Here is a 24064-nt window from a genome sequence, read left to right as displayed (position 1 = left end):
AATATTCAGAGGATCCAGCTATGAGTAGCGGACGTATCGTTCAAATCATCGGCGCCGTTATCGACGTGGAATTCCCACGCGACAGCGTACCGAGCATCTACAACGCGTTGAAAGTACAAAGCGATGCCGGCACCACTCTGGAAGTTCAGCAGCAGCTGGGCGACGGCGTGGTTCGTACCATTGCGATGGGTTCCACCGAGGGCTTGAAGCGCGGTCTGGAAGTCACCGACTCTGGCGCAGCCATCTCCGTACCGGTCGGTAAAGCGACCCTGGGCCGGATCATGGACGTCCTCGGTAACCCGATCGACGAAGCTGGCCCGATCGAAACCGAAGAGCGCTGGGGCATTCACCGTCCTGCGCCAACCTTCGCTGAACAAGCGGGCGGCAACGACCTGCTGGAAACCGGCATCAAGGTTATCGACCTGGTTTGCCCGTTCGCCAAGGGTGGTAAAGTCGGTCTGTTCGGTGGTGCCGGTGTAGGCAAAACCGTAAACATGATGGAACTGATCCGTAACATCGCCATCGAGCACAGCGGTTATTCCGTGTTCGCCGGTGTGGGTGAGCGTACTCGTGAGGGTAACGACTTCTACCACGAGATGAAGGATTCCAACGTTCTGGACAAAGTGGCACTGGTTTACGGTCAGATGAACGAGCCGCCGGGTAACCGTCTGCGCGTAGCACTGACCGGCCTGACCATGGCCGAGAAGTTCCGTGACGAAGGTAACGACGTTCTGCTGTTCGTCGACAACATCTATCGTTACACCTTGGCCGGTACTGAAGTATCCGCACTGCTGGGCCGTATGCCTTCCGCAGTAGGTTACCAGCCGACCCTGGCCGAAGAGATGGGTACTCTGCAAGAGCGCATCACTTCGACCAAAAACGGTTCGATCACCTCGATCCAAGCGGTATACGTACCTGCGGATGACTTGACTGACCCGTCGCCAGCGACCACTTTCGCCCACTTGGACGCCACCGTCGTTCTGTCCCGTGACATCGCTTCCCTGGGTATCTACCCAGCGGTCGATCCACTCGACTCGACTTCGCGCCAGCTGGATCCGAACGTGATCGGCCAGGACCACTACGACACCGCTCGCGGCGTTCAGTATGTTCTGCAGCGTTACAAAGAACTGAAGGACATCATTGCGATCCTGGGTATGGACGAGCTGTCGGAAGCCGACAAGCAGTTGGTAAACCGTGCTCGTAAGATCCAGCGCTTCTTGTCGCAACCGTTCTTCGTGGCTGAAGTCTTCACCGGTGCTTCGGGTAAATACGTTTCCCTGAAAGACACTATTGCTGGCTTCAAAGGCATCCTCAACGGTGACTACGACCACCTGCCAGAACAAGCGTTCTACATGGTCGGCGGCATCGAAGAAGCGATCGAGAAAGCCAAGAAACTGTAATCCCGGCGCCCGGCAACGGGCGCTAATTTAGGTTGAGGCAATCAGATGGCTATGACAGTCCATTGCGATATCGTCAGCGCGGAAGGGGAAATCTTTTCCGGCCTGGTCGAGATGGTGATTGCGCACGGTGCACTGGGTGATCTTGGTATCGCCCTGGGTCACGCGCCGCTGATCACTAATCTCAAGCCGGGCCCGATCCGCCTGATCAAGCAGGGCGGGGAAACCGAGGTGTTTTACATCTCCGGTGGTTTCCTCGAGGTTCAGCCGAACATGGTCAAGGTTCTTGCCGACACCGTGCAACGTGCTGCCGACCTGGATGAAGCCTCCGCTCAGGAAGCCGTTAAGGCTGCCGAGAAGGCCTTGCATGAACGTGGCGCAGAATTCGATTACGGTTCTGCTGCCGCACGTCTGGCCGAGGCGACAGCTCAGCTGCGCACCGTCCAGCAGATCCGCAAGAAGTTCGGCGGTTAATTCGTCATCGACTTGTTGTGCGATTGATTAAAAAGGGTAGCCTCGGCTACCCTTTTTTCTTTTCTGACTTTATATAACCTGGTCGCAGTTGCTGACCACCCAGGATTGGTAGCCAGTCATGTCTCTCGAAATTGTTATTCTCGCTGCCGGCCAAGGCACTCGCATGCGCTCGGCGTTGCCCAAGGTCTTGCACCCGATTGCCGGCAACTCGATGCTGGGCCATGTTATCCACAGCGCCCGGCAACTTGATCCGCAGCGCATTCATGTGGTGATCGGCCATGGCGCTGATGCGGTGCGTGAGCGCCTGGCAGCGGATGATCTGAATTTCGTGCTGCAAGACAAGCAACTGGGCACCGGCCATGCGGTGGCCCAAGCCGTACCGTTCATCACCTCCGACACCGTGCTGATCCTTTACGGCGACGTGCCACTGATCGAAGTCGAAACCCTGCAACGCCTGCTCAAGCAGGTGACGCCGCAGCAACTGGGTTTGCTCACCGTCGAGCTGGATGATCCGACCGGTTACGGCCGTATCGTGCGTGATGCCGACGGCAAGGTCACGGCCATCGTCGAGCAGAAAGACACCAACGAAGCCGAACGCGCGATCACCGAAGGCAACACCGGCATTCTCGCCGTTCCGTTTGAGCGCCTGGGCGACTGGATGAGCCGGCTCTCCAACAACAATGCCCAAGGCGAGTACTACCTGACCGACGTGATTGCGATGGCGGTCAGCGATGGTTTGGTGGTGGCCACCGAACAGCCCGTTGATGCCATGGAAGTGCAGGGCGCCAACGACCGCAAGCAACTCGCGGAACTGGAGCGTCACTATCAGTTGCGCGTCGGTCGTCGCTTGATGGCCCAGGGCGTGACCCTGCGTGACCCGGCCCGCTTCGATGTGCGCGGAGAAGTGACCGTCGGTCGTGATGTGCTGATCGACATCAACGTGATCCTCGAAGGCAACGTGGTGATCGAAGACGACGTGGTCATTGGCCCGAACTGCGTGATCAAGGACAGCACCCTGCGCAAAGGCGTAGTGATCAAGGCCAACAGTCATATCGAAGGCGCGATTCTGGGCGAGGGCAGCGATGCCGGCCCGTTCGCCCGTTTGCGTCCGGGGACCGTGCTTGAGGCGCGTGCCCATGTGGGTAACTTTGTCGAACTGAAAAATGCTCACATGGGCGAGGGCGCCAAGGCCGGTCACCTGAGTTATCTGGGCGATGCCGAGATCGGCGCGCGGACCAACATCGGTGCCGGCACCATCACCTGCAACTACGACGGCGCCAACAAGTGGAAAACCGTGCTGGGTGAAGATGTGTTCATCGGTTCCAACAACTCGTTGGTGGCGCCTGTGGATATCTCCTCCGGTGCGACCACTGCGGCGGGTTCGACCATTACCCAGAATGTGGATAACGCGCAGTTGGCGGTAGGCCGGGCGCGGCAGAAGAACATCGACGGCTGGAAGCGGCCGGAGAAAATCAAGAAGAGTTGAGTTATCCACAGATCAAAAGATCGCAGTCTTCGGCAGCTCCTACAGGGTGAACGCAAATCCCGTGTAGGAGCTGCCGAAGGCTGCGATCTTTTTTGGGTTATCCACACATTTTCTTCGTGCCCCGGCTTGACGAAGTTTCGCCAATAGGTTTTGATTGCTTTCGTTATCTTTCGAATCGAAACTTACCAGCTCATGTCAAAGCGTAATACACCTCAACGCCGCCACAACATCCTCGCCTTGCTCAACGAGCAGGGGGAAGTCAGTGTGGACGAGTTGGCCAAGCGCTTCGAGACCTCGGAAGTGACGATTCGCAAGGATCTCGCTGCCCTTGAAAGCAATGGCCTGCTGTTGCGCCGTTACGGTGGCGCGATCACCATGCCGCAGGAACTGGTCGCGGACCTTGGCCAACCGGTTTCCAAGCACAAGCAAGCCATCGCTCGCGCCGCGGTACTGCGGATTCGCGAGCATGCGCGGATCATCATCGACAGCGGCAGCACCACCGCCGCCATGATCCCGGAACTCGGTCAGCAACCCGGCCTGGTGGTGATGACAAACTCCCTGAATGTGGCCAACGCCCTGAGCGAACTGGAGCACGAACCGGTGCTGTTGATGACCGGCGGCACCTGGGATCCGCATTCCGAGTCCTTTCAGGGGCAGGTCGCCGAGCAGGTACTACGCTCTTACGACTTCGACCAGTTGTTCATCGGTGCTGATGGCATCGATCTGGTGCGTGGCACCACCACCTTCAATGAATTGCTGGGTTTGAGCCGCGTCATGGCCGAAGTCGCCCGGGAAGTGGTGGTGATGGTCGAGGCTGACAAGATCGGCCGCAAGATTCCCAACCTGGAACTGCCCTGGAGCAGCGTCCATACCCTTATTACCGATGATCGCCTGCCGCTTGAGGCACGGGATCAGATTCAGGCTCGCGGTATCAATTTGATCCTCGCGGCTGTCAGTCAGGAGAAATAGCATGTGTGGAATAGTCGGCGCCGTCGCAGAACGTAACATCACCGCCATCCTGCTCGAAGGTCTGAAGCGCCTGGAATACCGTGGCTACGACAGCGCCGGCGTGGCGGTTTTCACCAATGACGGGATCCTCGATCGCGTCCGCCGTCCGGGCAAGGTCAGCGAACTGGATCAAGCCCTGACCGAGGCACCGCTGATCGGTCGTCTGGGCATCGCCCATACCCGTTGGGCAACCCATGGTGCCCCCTGCGAACGCAACGCCCACCCAATGTTCTCCGGGCAGAACCTGGCCATTGTGCATAACGGCATCATCGAGAACCACGAAGCCCTGCGTGAACAGTTGAAGGCCCAGGGATACGTGTTCACCTCGGACACTGACACCGAAGTCATCGCCCACCTGCTGGCGCATAAACTCAAGGATCTGCACGATCTGACCGTGGCCCTCAAGGCTACCGTTAAAGAGTTGCACGGTGCTTATGGTCTGGCGGTTATCAGCGCCGACCAGCCTGATCGCCTGGTCGCCGCCCGCAGTGGCAGCCCGCTGGTGATTGGTCTGGGCCTGGGGGAAAACTTCCTCGCCTCCGACCAATTGGCCCTGCGTCAGGTCACCGACCGCTTCATGTACCTGGAAGAAGGCGATATCGCCGAGATTCGCCGCGACAGCGTGCAGATCTGGGACATTGACGGCAAAGTCGTTGAGCGCGAAGCCGTGCAGTACGGCGACAATGCGGAGTCCGCTGAAAAAGGCGAATACCGCCACTTCATGCTCAAGGAAATCCATGAGCAACCTACGGTCGTGCAACGCACGCTGGAAGGGCGTTTGAGCCAGCAACAAGTCTTGGTGCAAGCCTTCGGTCCAGAGGCTCCCGAGCTGTTCGCCAAGGTTCGCAACGTACAGATCGTCGCCTGCGGCACTAGCTACCACGCCGGTATGGTTGCCCGTTACTGGCTCGAAGAGCTGGCCGGTATCCCGTGCCAGGTCGAAGTCGCCAGCGAATTCCGCTACCGCAAAGTCGTGGTGCAACCCGACACCCTGTTCGTCACCATTTCCCAGTCTGGCGAAACCGCTGATACCCTGGCCGCTCTGCGCAACGCCAAGGAACTGGGCTTCCTCGCCAGCCTGGCGATCTGCAACGTCGGTATCAGCTCCCTGGTGCGTGAATCCGACCTGACCCTGCTGACCCAGGCCGGCCGCGAGATCGGTGTGGCCTCGACCAAAGCCTTCACCACTCAACTAGTCGGTCTGTTGCTGCTGACCCTGTCCCTCGGCCAGGTACGCGGCTCATTGGCCAAAGGTGTCGAAGCCACGCTGGTTGAAGAATTGCGTCGCTTGCCGACCCGTCTGGGCGAAGCCCTGGCCATGGACAGCACGGTGGAAAAAATCGCCGAGCTGTTCGCCGACAAAAACCACACGCTGTTCCTGGGTCGCGGGGCGCAATACCCGGTGGCGATGGAGGGGGCGCTCAAGCTCAAGGAAATCTCTTACATCCACGCCGAAGCCTACCCGGCCGGTGAACTGAAACACGGTCCGTTGGCGCTTGTGGATAACGACATGCCAGTGGTCACCGTGGCGCCGAACAACGAACTGCTGGAGAAGTTGAAATCCAACCTCCAGGAAGTCCGCGCCCGTGGCGGCGAACTGATCGTCTTCGCTGACGAGAAAGCCGGCATGACCAATGGCGAAGGCACTCATGTTGTGCAGATGCCGCACATCCACGACATCCTGTCACCGATCCTCTACACCATCCCGCTGCAGTTGCTGTCGTACTACGTGGCCGTGTTGAAAGGCACGGACGTTGACCAGCCGCGTAACTTGGCGAAGTCGGTGACGGTGGAATAAGTTATCCACAGAGGTTGCTGCGGAGTGCCTTACTTATAGGGCGGCTGTTCAAGACAGCCGCTCAGGGCACAAACTCCACCCGCAGCCCTCTGTTCGCACTGCGTCCCTGATCATCACTGACGCGCAATTGATACACCCCGGACTTGCCCGGCCGCCAATTCAGCGCGGTCTGCGGCGGGCCTTGGCCGATCAGGGTCTGGTCGGCAAACCAATAGAGATTCAACGCATCACTGGCCGCATTGGCGCTCAGGGAGATGCTGTCCTGTGGCTGGGAAAGACGCAGCTGATAGCTGACTTGGGTGAGTGGCGACCTGATTTGTGGCGCTTCGCTCTGATCGCTGCTGGGGTTGGGCTGGCAGTTTTTGACCACGTTGGGCGGTGTGCGTCGGGGCAGGCCGGCGGCGCGGTACAGGCGTTGTACATCGCTGGGCCAGAACTCGAAGACTTCTTCGCGGGTGTACTGCGGATCGAACGGCACGCAAGCGGCTTTGCCGGTACGGGTGTCGATCACCACCGGGCGGTGCAGGTTGGACACGCGGATCGGCGAGACACCGGGGATGTACCAGGTTTTGCGGGTCGACGGGCACCAGCGGTTGGGCAACTCGCCGGAAGCCGCGCAGATGTCGATGCGCGTGAGGCCGGCAGGCGGCTTGTCGACTCGATCCGCTACCGTCGGCAAGGCCAGGGGCAGGGCGTCGGCGATGCGAAAGAACAGCGGCGCCGCGGTTTTCGCGCCGATGAACGCCGGGTTGGGGCGACCGTCAAAGTTGCCGACCCACACCACCAACACGTAGGGCCCGACGATGCCGGCGCTCCAGGCATCGTGGAAACCCCACGACGTACCGGTTTTCCACGCGGTACGCCAATGTCGGCCACGGCTGTCGGCGGGCAAGCCATCGGGGCGCGGGTTACGCCTGAGCATGTCGCGGACCATGAATGTCGATTGTGGCGTCAGCAACGCATCGCCGCTGCTCTGCGGTTGTTCGCTCAGATAACGCAGTGGCCGCAAATGGCCGTCGCCGGCCAGCATCAAGTACAGCCGCGCCAACTCTTCGGGCGTCATCTCGCCACCGCCCAGGGCCAGGGCCAAACCGTAATGGCTTTCGCCGCGCATTCCCTTGATCCCGGCCTGCTGCAAAAAGCCGTACAACGACGGCGATTTGACCTGGCTGGCCAGCCACACCGCCGGAATATTGCGGCTGCGGATCAAGGCATCGCGGGCCGTCAGCGGACCGACATAACTGCCGTCGAAATTTTCCGGCTGGAAGTAACCGAAGCTGCTCGGCATGTCCTTGAGAATACTCATGGGGTGGATCAGCCCTTGGTCCAACGCCAGCCCATAAAGAAACGGCTTGAGGGTCGAGCCCGGTGAGCGGCGCGCCAGAATGCCGTTGACCTGCCCGTGCAGGGCTGTGGATAAGTAGTCCGCCGAGCCGACCAGCGCCTTGACGCTCTGGTCGCGGCTGTCGATCAGGATCGCCGTGGCGTTTTCGATGCCGGTGCTTTTGCGCTCGGCAATAAAACCGCTGATCAGACGTTCCAGCAACTGCTGCAAGGGTAAATTCAACGTGCTGTTGAGTTCATTGCCGGTCTGGGCGGCCAGTAACTGCTCGCTTAAATGCGGCGCCAGAAACGGAATCTGCTGGCGGTTGCGCGCTTCCAGCGGCAGTTCCAGCAAACTGCTGTTCCGTGAGTCGTCAGGGTAGGTGTCGCGCCAATCCGCCATCAAGCGCAGTCGCGCGTTCTGCAGCGAGGGCCCGAAGCTGGCGCGGCGTCCGGGTTGCTGAGGAATCACCGCCAGCGCCAGGGCTTCGGACAACGACAACTGCGAGGCCGGTTTGCCGAAGTAAATCCGGCTCGCCGCTTCGGCGCCTTCGATATTGCCGCCCATCGGGGCCAGATTGAGGTAGGCCTCAAGAATCTCGTGTTTGCTGTAGCGCGCCTCCAGCCACAAGGCCAGGGCCATTTGTTGCAGCTTGCCGGGGATCTGCCGGGTGTTGAGGTCCCACAGGCGCCGGGCCAGTTGCATGCTCAGCGTCGAGCCGCCCTGACGCTGGCCACCGCTGTAAGTGGCCGTGGCCGCGCGCAACAGTGCTGGAGGATTGATCCCCGGATGCCAGAAGAAATTGCGGTCTTCCTTGAGCAACAGCGCTTCGACCAACGATGGCGAGATACGCTCCAGTGGCAGCCATAGCCGATACTGGCCATCGGCGGCCAGGGTCATGCGCAGCAGCGAGCCATCGTCCGCCAACACCTGGCGTGACGATGACGTCGTTTCGCTCAGCGGCGCATGGGGCCACAGCCTCAGCCCCAGCAACACCACCCCCACCGCCAATCCAACGGCCAGCAGCGGTTTCAATCGTCGCCCCGGTTTCCTCAAGGTTTGACGATTTCCAGCTGACCGACTTTGCCACGGCCCTGCAGGGTGGTTTCGTACATGCCTTCAGCGTAGGCCGGTGGCGTCTTGAACGTCCCGGCATTGGTGGCGCGTACCCGATAGACGAAAGTGCCGACATCGCGCCGCGCCGTACCGTAGAACACCACGCGGTCATCGCGCACATCAATGTAGTTCGGTTGCCAGTCGCTCAATTCGCTTTCACCGACAGGAGGTTGCCAGGCCTCGGGTTCTTCGCTGTCGTCGCTGTATTGCGATTCATCGTCTTCCTCTCTGGCAGCTTTCGGCTCCGGTGGCAGGCGATACACCGGCTCAACCCCGCCCGGCAGCAAATCGACGACAGCCACTTGCTGCACCTGATCGCGATCGGTGGCGCGCAGTCGCAGGCGCACCAGGAACTCATCACCGACACTCACTTTGCTGACTACTTTGCCGTCCAGATCGAGGTATTCGTGGATGATCTCCAGGCCATTGCTGATCGGCTTGAGGGTACCGCGATCAAAACCGGCCTCACTGAACATGTAGAACGCGGCTGGGCCATCGGTTTTTTCCATCAGCAGTTTCTTGGTGCCGACCGGTACGGCGGCGCGCGGTGGCTGACCCGCCATCTCCAACAGTTGTTGCTGCTTCTCGCCCAACCAGGCCGAGGCCTTGAGGGTCATGTCGCTTTGCGCGCGCTGGCCGTAGTTGTCCAGGCCACGTAACAACAGCGCGGCGGACAGCGAGTTGTAACGCTGCTCGTTGAGGCGCTTGCCGAGTTTATCCAGCAGGGCCACCGGCACATCGTCCAACAGCTCGGGGAAGTGGCGGCTGAGCAAATGCAGGTGCTCGGCGTCATGCACCAGCGGGTCGTAATACAAACCGTCGCTGTCCCAGGTATCGGCGACGGAGCGCCACGGGATTTTGCGGAACAGCGCATCGGCCTGACGATCCTGCTTGAGCAATTTGTAACTGGCGGCGAGGTAAGCGGCGCCCAAGTCGTTGGTCCAAGTGGCTTTAAAGTAGGTCTCGTAACGCTCGCGGATATCGCTCACGGCGCCGCTGACCAGAATCCCCTGACGACTCAGCAAGTAGCTGGCGTAGGCGCGGTTGCGCAACTCCGCCAAGCCTTCGCTCGGGCCGTTGGCCAGGTCGGTGAGGTAGGCGTTAGCGCGTACAAGCAAGTCTTCCGGTACTGCCAAGCCGCGTTCCTTGGCTTCGATCAGGAAGTCGGTGGCATACAGACTGGCGTAAGGCGCAACGTCCGGGTTGGCGGCCCACAGACCAAAGCCACCGGCCTGATTCTGCCGCTGACGCAGCATCCGTACCGCGCCGCTAAAGGCTTGTTCGGCCTCGGGTGCCGTACCGCCCCAGATCAACGCCGGCATGGCCTTGGACACCAATTGTTCGGTGCAGGCGTAACCGTAGTCATCCAGGTAATGCTTGAGGCCATTGGCCCAGACCAGCGGCGAGGCGGCGACACCTACTTGCACATTACGCAGTTGCGGAAACAGATCGCGGGTGAGCTTCAGCTCTTTGCTGGCGCTGTCGAAACGGCCGAGGCTGAGGGCCACCCGGTGTTCGCTTAATGGGCGGATCGAGGTGGTTTCCGCGACCTGGATACGTTTGCCATCCGGCAGCACTGCGACAAAGCGCAGGTCCGCCGAGCCGAGGTTTTCCAGGACCTTGATGCGGAACTCCGCCACGCCTTCCTTGCGCGGTTGCAACTCCAGGGTGTTGTCCTGAGCGCCTTCGACTTTCAAGCCGGTGCTGGTTTGCAGCTCGAATTTAACCTTGGCCGCCGTGTCGAGGTTGCTGAACACGCCAGCGCTGACGCTGAACACGTCGCCCGGTGCGACAAACGCCGGCACGTTCGGCGTGATCACCAGCGGCCCGCGCACCTCGGTGGCGGCCTCGCTGACACCAACGCTGTCTGCATCCACGGCCACGGCAAACAGATGCAACTTGCCGTTGAAGCTGTCCGGTACCTGGTAATGCAGCACGGTTTCACCGACCGGCAGGTCGACCAGGCCCGACCACCAGGCCACGGGTGGCTGGTGTTTGCGCTTGAACGGGTTGAGGTGCGAGGCCAGGGCGTTCTCCGTATCACCGCCCGGTGCCGCGCCGCTGAGCAAACGGCTGAATTCCGGCAGGATCAGGTCAAGGATCTGACTGGTGTTGACCTCCAATGCGCGTTTTTGGAAGAAGAAGCTCAGCGGGTCCGGCGCCTTGTAGCGCGCGACTTGCAGGATGCCTTCGTCCACCGCGTAAACCACGGCACGGGAAGGCCGGTCCGCCGTAACCTTGATATCCAGCACTTGCCCCGGCTCGATTTTCGCCGGGCCTTCGACCTTCAGCGCCATGCGCCGCGCATCGAGGTTGATGCTGAACGGCACCACGCCGTAGGACAGCGGGCTCATGTAGACCTCGGACGAACCGATGTCCCGCACGAACTGCACGTTGATATAGGCGTTGCCTTCAATCCCGGCCGGCACGCGGATGTGCTGCACGCTGTTGGTGCTGTCGGCCTTGAACCATTGCTGGGTGTAGACCTTGTCGCGTTCGATGGTGATCAGCCCGGCGCCGGTGTACGGCGCGCGAATGCTGATGGCAATCTCATCGCCAGTGGCGTAGCTGCGCTTGTCCAGGCGCAGTTGCAGTTCGGCGTTGCGCTCCAGGGAACGTGAGGTGTTGGCGCGCCCGGCAACGCTGTAGTCGATGGCGTTGATGACGTTGCCGCTAGGGTCTTTCAATTGCAGGGTGTAATCGCCTGGGGTGGCAGTGTTCAGCGTCTGTTTGGCGCCGGCCTTGCCCAAGGTCAGGGGCACGGCAGGCTGGCTGATGTTCTTGACCCGCGACTCGTATTTGAAGGTGCCGTTGGCTTGCTTGATCAGGACCGAAACGTAGCGGTGCTCCACCAGCTCGGTGCTCAGGCCATCCACGGCCCGTGGCGTGAGGTCCGGCGCGATGGCCAGCCATTGCACCTGGCGCGGGGCGTCCTTGGCGACGTAACCGAGGGCATCCTGGCTGGTCACGCCTACCAGATACGGCGCGGAGGACACCAGCAGACTGCTTTGTGCCGCGACGTTGCGGCCACCTTCGGCCTCATAGACCTGGGTCATGACTTGCAGGCGATAGGTGCTGTTGGCAAAGCGTTGCAGGTCGAGGTCGAGCACTGCCTGGCCGTTGTCGTCGGCCTCGGCTTCCGCCAGGTCCTCGGAACTGGCTTCTTCCAGGGAATCGCGCAGGTGGAATCGGTAATCGGGGTAACGATCAAACGCCGCCGCCGTCGGGTTCAGGGACATTTTTGCCGTCACGCGCCGACCCGTCGCCGGGGCACCGAACAGGTGCAGGGCGGTGACCTTGGCCACCACTTGGTCGGGCGGGATCCAGCCAACCACTGGTGTGTCGTGCAGGGTCAGGCTGACCTTCATGCGGTCCGGCTCGAAATCGCGAACCTTGAAGCTGACGCTGCCCAGGTCGGTGCGGGACTGTTTCTCGCCGATCAACTGCAGGGTCGCGGTGTAATCCCCGGCTGGCGCCACTTCGCTGCTGGCGAAATCAAAGCTTTCAAAGCCTGAGGCCGACAGTTTGAGGGGCTGGCGAATGACTTCCATGCCCCGTGGGTCGAGGATTTTCAGTTCCACCGGCAGGCCCTGCAAAGCGCCTTTCCAGTTGCCGCTACGGACGATCATGCCCACGTGCGCCGTTTCGCCGGGACGATAGAGACCGCGATCGGTAAACAGGTAAGCGCTCAGACGCTCGGTGGCGCCGTCTTCTTCCAGGCCGCCGATGTCGAAGCGCGACAGGTCCAGTTGCTGGGACTGGCGGGCAATTGGCAGAAAGGATTGGTCGTTGCCACGGGTCACCACGTACATCAGCGGGGTTTTCTCACGGCGCAACTCATCGAGTTTGGCGAAGTGCACGTGACCCTCGGCGTCGGTTCTGCCGCTGCTTACCGGCAAGCCGTTGCGGCCGATGATGTCGACCTGGGCCTCGGTCACGGGCGAGCCATTGCCGATGGATTGCACGTAGACATCATGGCTGCCGTCGCTGGAGCGCTTGGCGATGATCCCCAGGTCCGTGACCACAATGAAGCGCAAGTCGCTGGTAGTGTTTTCTGAGTAGCGGTCGAAGGTGCGCTCGGACGGATCATCCTGCGAGCTCAACTTGAGCACGAAAATCCCCCGGCGCCCGCCATTGGCGCTCAGGTAACGGCTGAGGTCGACGTTGTCGTAGACGGTTTTCGACGGGTCGGCGGCGTTCAGCGGGATGTCCAGGGACATGCGCTCGACCATCCGGTCGAAATAGTCATTGCTGAAATTGGGCCGGGCGAAGCTGCCGCTGCTCTGGTCCACCAGGTGTTGCAACTGGTTGGGCAGCAAACGGGCGATTTCCACATGGGCGCCGGGCACACCACGGGACATGAAGCCCAGGCGTTTCTCGCCGTTGAGGCTCAGCAACGCGCCGTCGGACATGAACTGCAACGTGCGCGGGTAGGTCGGCATACTCACCAAGGAAGCCGTTGGATTCTTCGCCAGGTAGCCGCCGATGGCTTCGAGGTTGGCCGGGACGCGGATGTACAACGCACGACCCGCCGGCGCCTTGAACTTGAAGGCGTGTTGGGTGTTGAGCGGCTCGATGCTCGGCACGTGGGTCAGTGCGACTTTGCTGCTGCGGGCCAGCAGCTTTTCGTCGATGTCCTTGGTGTACCAGGGCGTATGGTCGTCGGCGAGTTTTTCCGGCAGCAACCAGGCTTGCACCTTGCCGGCCAGCATTTCATCGGCCACGGCGCTGGAGCTGCTGAACATCAGCACGGGTTCAGGCTCACCGCGCTCGTTGTCGACAAACTGAACCTCAGCGTTACCGAAGGTCAGGCGATAGCGACCGGGCACCATGACTTCAGTGATGACCGGTGCAGGGTTGACGTTACCGCCGTCCCGAGCCTTGATGCCTTCATCGAGCTTGATCATCACCGCCACGCTTTCCAGCGGTGTGGCGAGGGCAGCGGAGCGGATGTAGACGTTGAGTTTGTGTTCGTCGAAGCTGATTTCAGGCTTGTTCGGCGCTTGGGCGTCGCGGTAGGCCAAGCCTTTTCCGAGGGTGACGGTCACGCGTTTGCGTACGCTTTCTTCGTCCACCGGATGGGTAAAGCCAAAGGTCGCGACTTGCTGTTTCAGTGTCGGGTTGACCGGATCTTGATACAGCTCGTTCTGGACCAGGCGGACACGGAAGGAATCGGTGGCAATCTTGCCGGTGTATTGGTTCAGCAGTACGCCGTCGGCCAGCAGATTTTTCTTCGCGAGGTCGAGGCTGTATTCGGCGTTGATCGGCCAATCCTGATCCGGCACGAACACCAGGTTGCGATCATCCTCCCAACGCCAGACGCCTTTGACGGCGGGTTTAAGGGTGATGCCCTTGGTGACCGGTTTACCGATGTCCTGCAACGGTGCCACGGATTCAGTGAAGCGCACTCGCACGTTGTTGAAGGTGGGCGGCGTTACGGCGTAGTTCGTCAGGCTCGGCGATTGCACCGAGTAGGTCACGGTGTGCGGTTGCGGCAGGTTGGAATACCAATGCCAACCATACAAACCGGCCGCCACCAGCAGGGCTACACCCAGCACAGCCGCGGCAATCTGCTTTGGATAGGGCCGGGCCTTGTGCCCCAGCGCTACCAGTTTTTTGCCCAGGGCAGCCATCCAGGACGGCGGCTGCCATTGGCCAAAGATTGATTTAAGCAGCCAGCCCACGAGGCTGAAAAGCGCACCCATCACGGTTAAAAAAACACCGAAAAAACGGCGGCAGGTTTTTTTGAACGTGTCGAACATGGTGCGCATCCTTGGCAAAGTGCCGCATATCCTACACGCGAACCTGCAAAGTGTTTCGTGGCTTTTAGATCAAGACTTTCAAGTCCACCAATAGCGCACCAGATGAAAGAAGATCGGCGCCGCAAAACACACGGAATCCAGCCGATCCAGCATCCCGCCGTGCCCTTCGATCATGTGGCCCCAATCCTTCACGCCGCGATCGCGCTTGATCGCCGACATCACAATACCGCCGGCAAAACCCAGCAGGTTGATCAGCAGTGCGATCAGGAACGACTGCCACGGGTTGAACGGCGTGGTCCACCACAACGCGGCGCCAATCAGCGAGGACAACAGCACGCCGCCGACAAAGCCTTCGACGGTTTTCGACGGCGACAGATTCGGCGCGATTTTGTGTTTGCCGAACAACTTGCCGCACACGTACTGCAAGACGTCCGACAGCTGCACCACGATCACCAGATAAGCGATCAGCAGCAAGTTGCGGCCTTCATAACCGGCGATGTCCAGGGTCAGCAGGGCGGGCACGAACGACACGCAGAACACCGCGATCATCAAGCCCCACTGCACTTTCGACGCCCGTTCGAGGAAGTGCGTGCTGTCGCCGCCCAACGACGCGAGGATTGGCAGCAGCAAGAACACGTACACCGGGATAAAGATCGAAAACAGCCCGTACCAATCGAAATAGATCAGCAGGTATTGCAGCGGTAACGCCAGGTAAAACGCCGCCACCAGTGCCGGGTAATCACTGCGCCGGGTCGGCGTCAGGGTCAGGAATTCGCGCAGGGCATAGAACGACACCGCGTAAAACAGCAGGATTACCGCGCCGGTGCCCAGCCAGAAGGCGAGGCCGATCACCACCACCATCACCCACCACGCATTGATGCGGGCGTTGAGGTTATCCACAACCGGATTCGGCGCGCCGCGAGTGCGCAACTTGAGAATCAGGCCGATCAACGAGGCCAGCACCAAAATCAGGCCGATCCCGCCGAACAGCATCAGGGTTTGTCTATCCATGTCAGGAATGCTCCGGGGCGAGGGCCAGCAGCGCGTCGCGGCTGCGTGTCAGGAAGTGCTCTTTGCTCTCGTCTTCTTCCAATTGCAGCGGCGTACCGAAACTGGTGGTACACAGCAGCGGCAACGGCAACACCCGGCCCTTGGGCATGACTCGATTAAGGTTGGCGATCCACACCGGGATCACTTGGGCCTGTGGGTAACTTTTGGCCAAGTGATACAGGCCGCTTTTGAACGGCAGCAGTCCGTCTTCCGGATTGCGCGTGCCTTCGGGAAAGATAATCAGCGAATACCCCGTCGCCAGGGCGTCGAGCATCGGCTGCAAAGGGTTATCCACAGGGTCCTTGCGCTCGCGGTCGATCAACACGCCGTTGAATACCCGGTTGATGATGTAGCGGCGTATCGCGCTTTTGTTCCAGTAGTCGCTGCCGGCCACCGGGCGCGTGAGTTTACGCAGGGCGGGAGGCAGCGAGGCCCAGAGCAGCACGAAATCGCCGTGGCTGCTGTGGTTGGCGAAATAAATCCGCTGCACCGGTTCCGGCGCGCAGCCCATCCACAGGCTGCGGGCGCCGGTGACGGTGCGGGCCATGGAGGTGATGAGGGTGGCAACCACAGGTTCGAACATAAAAGATTTCCTTATCCGGCGAAGGACAGCCAAGGGCTGGCCAGGATGACCGCCAATGTCGGCAGCACCTGTGCGGCCAGTAGGACCGCCTGGTTACGCAGCAGTTTCAAAGCCCCGCGCTGCCGTTCGGCCCAAGGTCGGCCGGCACGGTTAGCCGGTTGCAGGCCGAGGCTTTGCAGGGCCTGGTCGAGGGCTTGAGTGCGGTCCGGCAGTGCGTCAGCGTCGTGGGCGACCAGGGCAAACAGGTCTGCGTCGAAGGCCACCCGAAACGCCCAGTATTTTTGCAACAGACCCACGACGATCAGCCAGGCACTAAGGCTCAGGCCCAGCGTGACCGGGGTGATCAGCAGCAGTTGCAGCAGCCCGAACAACACCCCCAGCAGCGTCAGCCATGTGGATAACTGATCGAGCGCTCGGCCCCGGCGCAGCAGGCTGGCGACCACCTTCAGTTCCATATCAACCGGCATAGGCATTCTCCAATGCTTGGCGATGGGCCGGGTGCAGCACCACGTGCGGGCGTGCGGCGCGGATCATCGCCACGGCGGCATCGACGTTGTTCGCTCGACCGCTGTGCAGCAACCAGGCCGCGACAGCGGTGGCGCTGCGCGAATAACCCAACGCGCAGCAGACCAGCAGCGGGCCTTGTTGGCGCAGGTGTTCAATGGCCTGGGCGGCGGCGAGACATTGCTCTGCGTTGGGCGCAATCAGATCGAGGACCGGAATGCTTTGATAAGCGCGACCTCGGGGATTGAGCGGCAGCTCGGCGCAGAGATCGACCACGGCTTTGAACGGCGTCAACTGATCAGCGCCGGGAAGCCTGCCGAGCCAAACGTTATCCACAACCTCATTGGGCTGTGGATGCTTATAAGTCCACAGCCGTGAATTGACCCACGCCGCCGCCACGTAAGGCGCAAACAACCAACGGGCGGCGGGGCTGAGGCGGCCGTCAGCGCGTTTCTGAAACCCGGCGGCGTCGAGCACTGCGTAATTCAACGCCACCAACAGCAACGCAACGGCCGGCCAGATCAGCCATAACCATCCGCCGCCAAGGCCTAAGGCCGGAATGGCGAACACGGCGGCGCCGAGGCCATAACTCAACGCCAGGCGCCAGCGTTTCGGATCCTTGGCCAACCGCAGGCTGTTCAAGGGGCTGGGCCGATCCAGCGGCCACAGCCACACGCACAGCCAACCGGCGAGGGCACCTGTGGGTAAGTCGATAAAGTGATGTTGATAAGTGGTCAGCACCGAAATCCCGATCAGCGCGAACCAGCCGTGCACCACCCAGCGCCAAAAGCCTTGAGTGTGCCGTTGGTACATCACCCACAGAATCACCAACAGCGCGATATGCAGCGACGGCGCCTGATTGAACGGCTTGTCGAACCCCGCCAGCACCGCGAACAGCCAACCGAACACCCCATCCAGCTCTGGCCGTTCAAAGGTGAAGCGCAGCGGCCACAACAGGAAACAACTGACCGAAATCACCTGAGCGCTGAGCAAGCGCAAGGCATGGCGCTTGAGTTCATGGCGGCTGTTGGGCAGCAGCAGCGAAAAGCCATAGAGCAGATCAATCGTCCAGTAGGGGACGATGGTCCACGCCCAGAAGGGCATGGCGCTTTCCCACTCGAAAACGAAGGTGCCGACGTCGCTGCGCTGGGTCGTGAACCACGTGGCAAAGCCGTAGCTGGCGAAAAACAACGGCGCCAGCAGCAGCAACCAAAGCACGGCTGGTTTCAGTAAACCCGGTTCTCGGGGGGCCGCCACCATCATTGCACCCGTTGCGCGAGGGACACGGTGAAGATCCCCCATTCATCCACACGCTGGGTGATTTTGCGGAAACCCGCCGCTTCCACCAGTTGATCCATTTCCGCCTGGCTGCGCCGACGCATCACCCAAGCCTGGCCTTGACGGTGACTGGTGAGGGCGCGGGCAATCAGTTCCAGCTGCGGGTGCCACGGTTGGCCGGTATAGACCAGATAACCACCGGGTTCCACGGCGTCGGCCAGGCCTGCCAGCGAGCCGCCGACCATCCTGTTGTCGGCAAACAATTCGTACAACCCGGAGACCACCGCCAATGTTGGCTTGGGCTCCAGCGCAGCCAGGTCGGCGCGGTCAAAGGCGTCGCCCTTCACAAATTGCGCGATGTCGCCCAGGCCTTTATCGCGAATCAGTGCACCACCGTCACGCACGTTGATGTCGCTGTAATCGCGCAACAGGATCGATTCCGGCAGCGGGCTGACGCCCTGCAAGGCTTCGAGGATGTAGCGGCCATGGCCGGCGGCGATGTCGACAATGCGCACCGGGCGACCTTCGTCGCGCAATTTGGCCATGGTCAGGCGCAGCAGTTCTTCGACGTTGAGTTTGCGCTGACGAATGCCGCGCCAGCCGATCGAGTTCAGGTAGTTCTGGTCAATCATCCGCCCGAGTCCACCCTTGCCGGTGGGCTGGTTGCGGTACACGTAGTCCAGGGTGCTGCCGGAGTCGAAACCGGTGTCGAAACCGAGCTTCACGCCATTGGACAACTTGCTGCCCAGGCGCATGCTGGCGCGGGTCATGCGCCAGTACAGGTCACGCAACGAGTTAGGCGGCAGCGGGGCGGCGAGGGATTCGGATTCGGCGCAGGTCAGGCCGATCTTGTCGGCATCGAGCAGCGAAGCTCGGTCCAGTGGATAGTCGAAGTTTTGCAGGATAAAACGCTTGGCACTGGCCACGGCCACGGCGCGATCACGCTCCCCGAGGGTGTCGTGGAAGAAGCCCGGAAGAATGTGTTTTTCTTTTTTCAGGCTGCCCAGGCGTTCGAAGAACTGCTCCTGGGGTTTGCGGTGGACCACAAAGTCCGAGCCGGAAATCAGCAGCTGGGTCGGCACCTGAATCGCCTGGGCATCGGCCACCACGCGGTCGGCGGCTTCGTACAAGCCGAGCAACACGTTCACCGAAATCGCCTTGGTGATCAGGGGGTCGCTGTCGTAGGACGCCACGCGCTCCGGGTCGTGGCTGAGGAACTTGGCCTTGACGTAGCTGTTGACGAAAAAGTTGCCGCGAAACTTGCGCATCAGCCCCAGGCCTGAACGGGCGAAGGGCACGTAGAGTTTGACTTTGAATGCGGGCGAGGCGAGCACCAACGAGCGGATGCGCGGCGCGTAGTCGTGAACCCAGGTCGAGACGATCACGGCGCCGACGCTCTGGGCGATCACGGCCATGTTCTGTTCGTCGATCTGGTGGGCGGTGTTCAGGTGATCGCAGAAGGTCTGCACGTCGCGCACGCTGGTGGCGAAACTCGGGCTGTCGCCGCGCGCACCGGGGGACTGACCATGGCCACGGGCGTCCCAGGCGAAGAAGTCGAAACCCGGCAGGTCCAGTTCATCCACCAGGTGGGCGATACGCCCGGAGTGTTCATGGCCGCGATGAAACAGCAGCACGGCCTTGCGCGGCTCGCCGGGATTGGCCGCCGTGGCCGGCCAGTGGCGGTAGAACAGCTCGACGCCGTCGTGGGTGGTGAAGGTCTGCTGCTGGGGTTCACGCATTGCATCTTCCTTATGCTGAGAGGGCTTACGCCGAGGGGACGTTTTCCTGCACTTCTTTCAGGCCCTGACGGACCCGGTTGACCAAGGTGTAAGCCAGCAGGACGGCGACCACCCCAAACACAACGTTAATCCACAACGCATTGATCCAGCCAATGGCGATGCCGGTGGCCAATACGCCCAGGACAAATGCCCGATCGCTTTTACCCATCGGCCCGTCATAGCGCCGCGATGCGCCGACCATCGGCCCGAGCACGCCACTGTACTCGCTGAACAATGCCAGCAGCGTGACCAACAGCACAACCAGCAGGTTCACGTCGGGAATCAGCGCAAACGGCAGGATCAGCGCGCAGTCGGCGACGACATCGCACAGTTCATTGAGGTAGGCACCGAGGCGCGACTGCTGGCCGAACTCACGGGCAAGCATACCGTCGATGGCGTTCAGCGCCATGCGCAGGATCATCCACACGGGAATCAGCATAAACACCCACAGGTGCTGGGCGAAACAGGCAATCGCCACGCCCACCACCACCGAAATGACCGCAGCCAGCACGGTGATTTGATTGGCGGTGGTGCCGTTATCGAACAATCGTTGCACCAGCGGGCGCAACAGATTCTGGAAGGCGGGTTTGAGCTGGTAAATGGAAGGCATCGGGAGACGGTCTCAATAATTGAAAGCGCGAACGTTCAGGGTTATACGTCACAATAATCAGAATGCCAGCAAAACCCGTCTTCCCGCGAATCCAGGGCCAATTGAGAACACTCGGCCTCGGGTTTTTCAGTGCTCAGGAGTTCATCGATGGACCGCTTCCAGGAAATGCAGGTCTTCGCCGCCGTCGCCCAGGACCAAGGCTTCTCGGCGGCGGCACGGCGTTTGGGCATGTCGGCGGCCAGTGTCACCCGGGCGGTGGCGGCGCTGGAACAACGCATCGGCACGGTGCTGCTGACGCGCACCACCCGCAGCGTGCATTTGAGCGAGGCGGGTCAGCGTTACCTGGAGGATTGTCGGAGAATTCTCGCCGAGGTGCAGGAAGCCGAAGATTCGGCGGCGGGCAGCCACGCACAACCTCGTGGGCAATTGACGGTGACGGCGCCGGTGTTGTTCGGCGAGTTGTTTGTCACGCCGGTGATGGTGGATTATCTCGATCAGTTCCCTGAAGTCATGATCAACGGGTTGCTGGTGGATCGCATCGTCAGCATGGTCGAGGAGGGCATCGATGTCGCCGTGCGCATTGGTGAATTGCCCGACAGCAACCAGCACGCGATTCGCGTTGGTGAGGTACGGCGGGTGATCTGTGCGTCACCGGCATACCTGGATGCCCATGGCCGGCCTCGTCATCCCCAGGATTTAAACGGCGTGCCGGTCGTCGCCACGTCGGCCATCGGGCAGCTCAGGACCTGGCCCTTCCTCGATAAAGGGCTGCCGATCAGCGTGCGCCCGGAACCGCGGCTGGTGGTCACGGCTAATCAAGCAGCAATCACCGCGGCGTGCCTCGGTCTGGGGTTTACCCGTGTCCTGTCCTATCAAGTGGCGAGCAAAGTCGCGGTAGGGGCGCTGGAAATCGTCTTGGCGGACTTTGAACTCCCGCCTTTACCGATCCACATCGTGTACCAGGGTGGGCGCAAGGCCCCAGCGCGTATTCGCAGTTTTGTGGATTTTGCGGTGAAGGCCCTGCGCGAACATCCGGCCTTGCAGGGCTGATGGTTTATTGCTCTGGTTGAAACAATGGATTGCATTTGCTGGTGATTCTGTTGTTTTGGCGATGGGTAGATGATGGCTGCCATCGTTGCTGTTCAAGGTCTGAACGGCGCAATCACCCAGCGGAGCCGATCATGCACGCCATCAAACTCTACAACTTCCCCCGTTCCGGCCACGCTCACCGTGCCGAGTTGATGCTGTCACTGCTGCAACTGCCGACCGAGCTGATCCTCGTCGATCTGGCCAAAGGCGCGCATAAACAACCTGAGTTCCTGGCGCTCAACTCGTTTGGCCAAGTGCCGGTGCTGGATGATCAAGGCGTGATACTGGCCGACTCCAACGCAATCCTGGTGTACCTGGCGCAGAAGTATGGCAATGGCCGCTGGCTGCCGACGGATCCGGTGGGTGCTGCAAAGGTCCAGCGTTGGTTGTCGGTGGCGGCCGGGCAGATTGCCTTTGGCCCAGCCAGGGCTCGGCTCATCACCGTGTTTGGTGCGTCTTATAACGCCGAAGAAGTGATCGCCCGTTCCCATGACCTGCTCAAGGTGATGGATGAGGAATTGGCCCATAGCGAGTATCTGGTGGGCAACGAGCCGACCATCGCCGACGTCGCGGCCTACAGCTACATCGCCCATGCACCGGAAGGCAACGTGTCCCTGGCGGACTACGCCAATGTCCGTGCCTGGCTGGCGCGGATCGAAGCCTTGCCCGGGTTTGTCGGCATGCCGCGCACCGTCGCCGGTTTGCAACAAACCGCCTGACCCTCTTGAGCTGTTCACGCTGCGCCTAGGGCGCTGGGGAGATGCTGTTATGGAACATTCACCGTGGCACGCCGGCGAGAAACAGTTGCAGGAGCACGTCGGTGTTGCCGAGCGAATGGACACCTTGGGCCGTAGGGTGATTCGCAGCGAGATGCCGGACCAGCATCGGCAGTTCTATCAGCAACTGCCGTTCATGTTGTATGGGGCGGTGGATGCGGACGGTCATCCTTGGGCGAGCATCCTCGAAGGTAAACCTGGCTTTGCGCATTCTCCTGCGCCTACAGGGTTGCAGTTCGATCGCTTGCCGGCGGCCGATGATCCGGCGCAATTGCAGGCCGGGGCCGCCATTGGCCTGCTGGGCATCGAACTGCACACCCGACGGCGCAACCGTCTCAATGGTCGAGTCGGCGCCATGACCGCGAGCGGCTTCGGTGTCACGGTGGAACAGTCCTTCGGTAACTGCCCGCAATACATTCAACTGCGGCAGTTTCGCTCAGTGCCGCTGGCAGATCCGTCGACCCGCGTCGCCCAGCACCTCAACGCGCTGGACGATGCGGCCAGAGCCATGATCACCCAGGCCGATACCTTGTTTGTCGCCAGTTATGTGGACGTCGATGGCCGACGCTCGGTGGATGTTTCCCATCGCGGTGGCCAGCCCGGTTTCGTCCGTGTCGAAGGCAATCGCCTGACCATCCCGGACTTTGCCGGCAATCTGTTTTTCAATACTTTGGGCAATCTGCTGGTGAACCCGCAGGCCGGTTTGCTGTTCATCGACTTCAATACGGGCGACGTGCTGCAACTCAGCGGCCGTACCGAAGTCATCCTCGACGGCCCGCAGATCGAGGCCTTTCAAGGCGCCGAGCGGTTGTGGACGTTGGAAGTTGAACGCGTCGTGCGGCGGCCGGCGGCGTTGGCCCTGCGCTGGCGTTTCGATGGAATGTCGCCCAACAGTTTGATGACCGGCACCTGGGAGCAGGCCGCCGCTCGGCTGCAAGCCCAAGCCTTGGGTGACGCCTGGCGGCCGCTGCGGGTGGCGCGGATTGAAGCGGAAAGCCAGAACATTCGCTCGATCTATCTGGAGCCCGTCGATGGCGCCGGGTTGCCGGTGTTCCAGGCCGGGCAGCATTTGCCGCTGCGCTTCAAGATTGGCGACGACGTGCATATCCGCACGTACAGTTTGTCTAGTGCACCGTCCGACGACTTTTTCCGCATCAGCGTGAAGCGCGACGGCTTGGTGTCTTCGCACCTGCATGAACAGATCCGCGTTGGCGATGTGCTGGAAGCCCGGGCACCTCAGGGGCATTTCACCGTGGCGCCGCACGAGCGTCGGCCGTTGGTGTTGTTAGCTGCCGGGGTGGGCATTACGCCGTTGCTGTCGATGGTGCGCGAGGTGGTTTATCAGGGCTGGCGCACGCGGCACATTCGGCCGACCTGGTTCTTCCAGAGTTCGCGGACCTTGGCTGACCAACCGTTTCGTTCAGAGCTGGACCGTTTGCTGGAAGGCGCTGGCGATGCAGTGCGCGTGCTGCGCCTGCTCAGCCAACCGGAACCTGAAGCGCGGGAGGGCGAGGACTTCGACCTGACCGGACGCATCGACACCGCGTTGCTGCACACGATCCTGGAAGTAGAAGACTACGACCAACTGGATTTTGTCCTGTGTGGTCCGGGCAGTTTTACCCAAGGGTTGTACGACGGCCTGCGGGAACTGGATATTCGCGATTCGAGGATTCATGCCGAAACGTTTGGCCCCTCGACATTGCGTCGGCGGCCAGACCCGGATGCCATCGTCATCGAACAACCGCCTGCGGCCACCACATCGGTGCCGGTGGTGTTCCAGCGCTCAGCCAAGGAGGCCCGCTGGCAACCGGACGGCGGCAGTTTGCTGGAGTTGGCGGAGAGCCGTGGCTTGCGCCCGGAATTCAGTTGCCGTGGTGGCTCCTGCGGGACCTGCAAGACCCGGTTGATCAGCGGCCAGGTGAATTATCCACAGCCGCCGGCCGAGGTGCCGGATGAGGGGCAGGTGCTGATTTGTTGTGCGATTCCGGCCAAGGGGTCGGAGCCGTTGGTGCTCGACCTCTAACCAGCGCT

The 24064-nt window shown here is 61.1% G+C and carries 16 protein-coding genes; 8 read left to right on the top strand and 8 right to left on the bottom strand.

Annotated elements, in window-relative coordinates; translation table 11 throughout:
- Positions 1 to 20: 20 nt before the first annotated feature.
- The 5 genes from atpD (at position 21) to glmS (ending at position 6163) form a co-directional block, all read left to right on the top strand.
- Positions 21 to 1400, top strand: coding sequence for a F0F1 ATP synthase subunit beta (atpD, locus tag ACA071_RS31785; RefSeq protein ID WP_497642599.1), 1380 nt, complete (start codon positions 21 to 23; stop codon positions 1398 to 1400).
- Positions 1401 to 1445: 45 nt separating this feature from the next.
- Positions 1446 to 1871, top strand: a complete 426-nt coding sequence (locus ACA071_RS31780) for a F0F1 ATP synthase subunit epsilon (RefSeq protein ID WP_201115593.1) — start codon at positions 1446 to 1448, stop codon at positions 1869 to 1871.
- A gap of 118 nt (positions 1872 to 1989) precedes the next feature.
- A complete protein-coding gene (glmU, locus tag ACA071_RS31775; protein ID WP_497642598.1) occupies positions 1990 to 3357 on the top strand; it encodes a bifunctional UDP-N-acetylglucosamine diphosphorylase/glucosamine-1-phosphate N-acetyltransferase GlmU in 1368 nt (455 codons plus the stop codon).
- A 192-nt stretch (positions 3358 to 3549) separates the two neighbouring features.
- Positions 3550 to 4326: a DeoR/GlpR family DNA-binding transcription regulator gene (locus tag ACA071_RS31770; protein ID WP_497642597.1), complete on the top strand. Its 777-nt coding sequence runs from the start codon at positions 3550 to 3552 to the stop codon at positions 4324 to 4326.
- 1 nt (position 4327) lies between these two features.
- Positions 4328 to 6163 carry a glutamine--fructose-6-phosphate transaminase (isomerizing) gene (glmS, locus tag ACA071_RS31765; protein WP_497642596.1) on the top strand — a complete coding sequence of 612 codons (1836 nt, stop codon included), beginning with the start codon at positions 4328 to 4330 and terminating at the stop codon, positions 6161 to 6163.
- A 61-nt stretch (positions 6164 to 6224) separates the two neighbouring features.
- On the opposite strand, the gene pbpC is transcribed toward glmS, so the two are convergent.
- The 8 genes from pbpC to ACA071_RS31725 form a co-directional block, all read right to left on the bottom strand.
- The gene (pbpC, locus tag ACA071_RS31760; protein WP_497642595.1) at positions 6225 to 8522 is read right to left on the bottom strand and encodes a penicillin-binding protein 1C; all 2298 of its coding nucleotides are present in this window, start codon (positions 8520 to 8522) and stop codon (positions 6225 to 6227) included.
- A 17-nt stretch (positions 8523 to 8539) separates the two neighbouring features.
- Positions 8540 to 14365 carry an alpha-2-macroglobulin family protein gene (locus tag ACA071_RS31755; protein WP_497642594.1) on the bottom strand — a complete coding sequence of 1942 codons (5826 nt, stop codon included), beginning with the start codon at positions 14363 to 14365 and terminating at the stop codon, positions 8540 to 8542.
- 78 nt (positions 14366 to 14443) lie between these two features.
- On the bottom strand, positions 14444 to 15376 hold the full coding sequence (locus ACA071_RS31750) for a phosphatidate cytidylyltransferase (RefSeq protein WP_497642593.1): 933 nt from the start codon (positions 15374 to 15376) through the stop codon (positions 14444 to 14446).
- Position 15377: 1 nt separating this feature from the next.
- Entirely contained in the window at positions 15378 to 15998 is a 621-nt protein-coding gene (locus ACA071_RS31745; RefSeq protein WP_169372353.1) for a lysophospholipid acyltransferase family protein, read from the bottom strand.
- A gap of 11 nt (positions 15999 to 16009) precedes the next feature.
- The gene (locus tag ACA071_RS31740; RefSeq protein ID WP_497642592.1) at positions 16010 to 16465 is read right to left on the bottom strand and encodes a hypothetical protein; all 456 of its coding nucleotides are present in this window, start codon (positions 16463 to 16465) and stop codon (positions 16010 to 16012) included.
- The gene (locus ACA071_RS31735; protein WP_497642591.1) at positions 16455 to 17765 is read right to left on the bottom strand and encodes a phosphatase PAP2/dual specificity phosphatase family protein; all 1311 of its coding nucleotides are present in this window, start codon (positions 17763 to 17765) and stop codon (positions 16455 to 16457) included. The genes ACA071_RS31740 and ACA071_RS31735 overlap by 11 nt, the downstream gene beginning before the upstream one ends.
- Positions 17762 to 19519 carry a bifunctional alpha/beta hydrolase/class I SAM-dependent methyltransferase gene (locus ACA071_RS31730; protein WP_497642590.1) on the bottom strand — a complete coding sequence of 586 codons (1758 nt, stop codon included), beginning with the start codon at positions 19517 to 19519 and terminating at the stop codon, positions 17762 to 17764. Before ACA071_RS31730 ends, ACA071_RS31735 begins: the two co-directional genes overlap by 4 nt.
- A 25-nt stretch (positions 19520 to 19544) precedes the next feature.
- Positions 19545 to 20168 carry a CDP-alcohol phosphatidyltransferase family protein gene (locus ACA071_RS31725; protein ID WP_497642589.1) on the bottom strand — a complete coding sequence of 208 codons (624 nt, stop codon included), beginning with the start codon at positions 20166 to 20168 and terminating at the stop codon, positions 19545 to 19547.
- A gap of 147 nt (positions 20169 to 20315) precedes the next feature.
- Between ACA071_RS31725 and ACA071_RS31720 the strand changes: the two genes are divergently transcribed.
- The 3 genes from ACA071_RS31720 (at position 20316) to ACA071_RS31710 (ending at position 24056) form a co-directional block, all read left to right on the top strand.
- Positions 20316 to 21218 carry a LysR family transcriptional regulator gene (locus ACA071_RS31720; RefSeq protein WP_497642588.1) on the top strand — a complete coding sequence of 301 codons (903 nt, stop codon included), beginning with the start codon at positions 20316 to 20318 and terminating at the stop codon, positions 21216 to 21218.
- A 131-nt stretch (positions 21219 to 21349) separates the two neighbouring features.
- The gene (locus tag ACA071_RS31715) at positions 21350 to 21976 is read left to right on the top strand and encodes a glutathione S-transferase family protein (RefSeq protein ID WP_497642587.1); all 627 of its coding nucleotides are present in this window, start codon (positions 21350 to 21352) and stop codon (positions 21974 to 21976) included.
- A 49-nt stretch (positions 21977 to 22025) separates the two neighbouring features.
- On the top strand, positions 22026 to 24056 hold the full coding sequence (locus ACA071_RS31710) for a 2Fe-2S iron-sulfur cluster-binding protein (RefSeq protein ID WP_497642586.1): 2031 nt from the start codon (positions 22026 to 22028) through the stop codon (positions 24054 to 24056).
- Positions 24057 to 24064 lie beyond the last annotated feature (8 nt).

Source organism: Pseudomonas sp. LBUM1646, from assembly GCF_059716165.1.
This window is presented reverse-complemented; position numbering and strand designations above follow the sequence as displayed.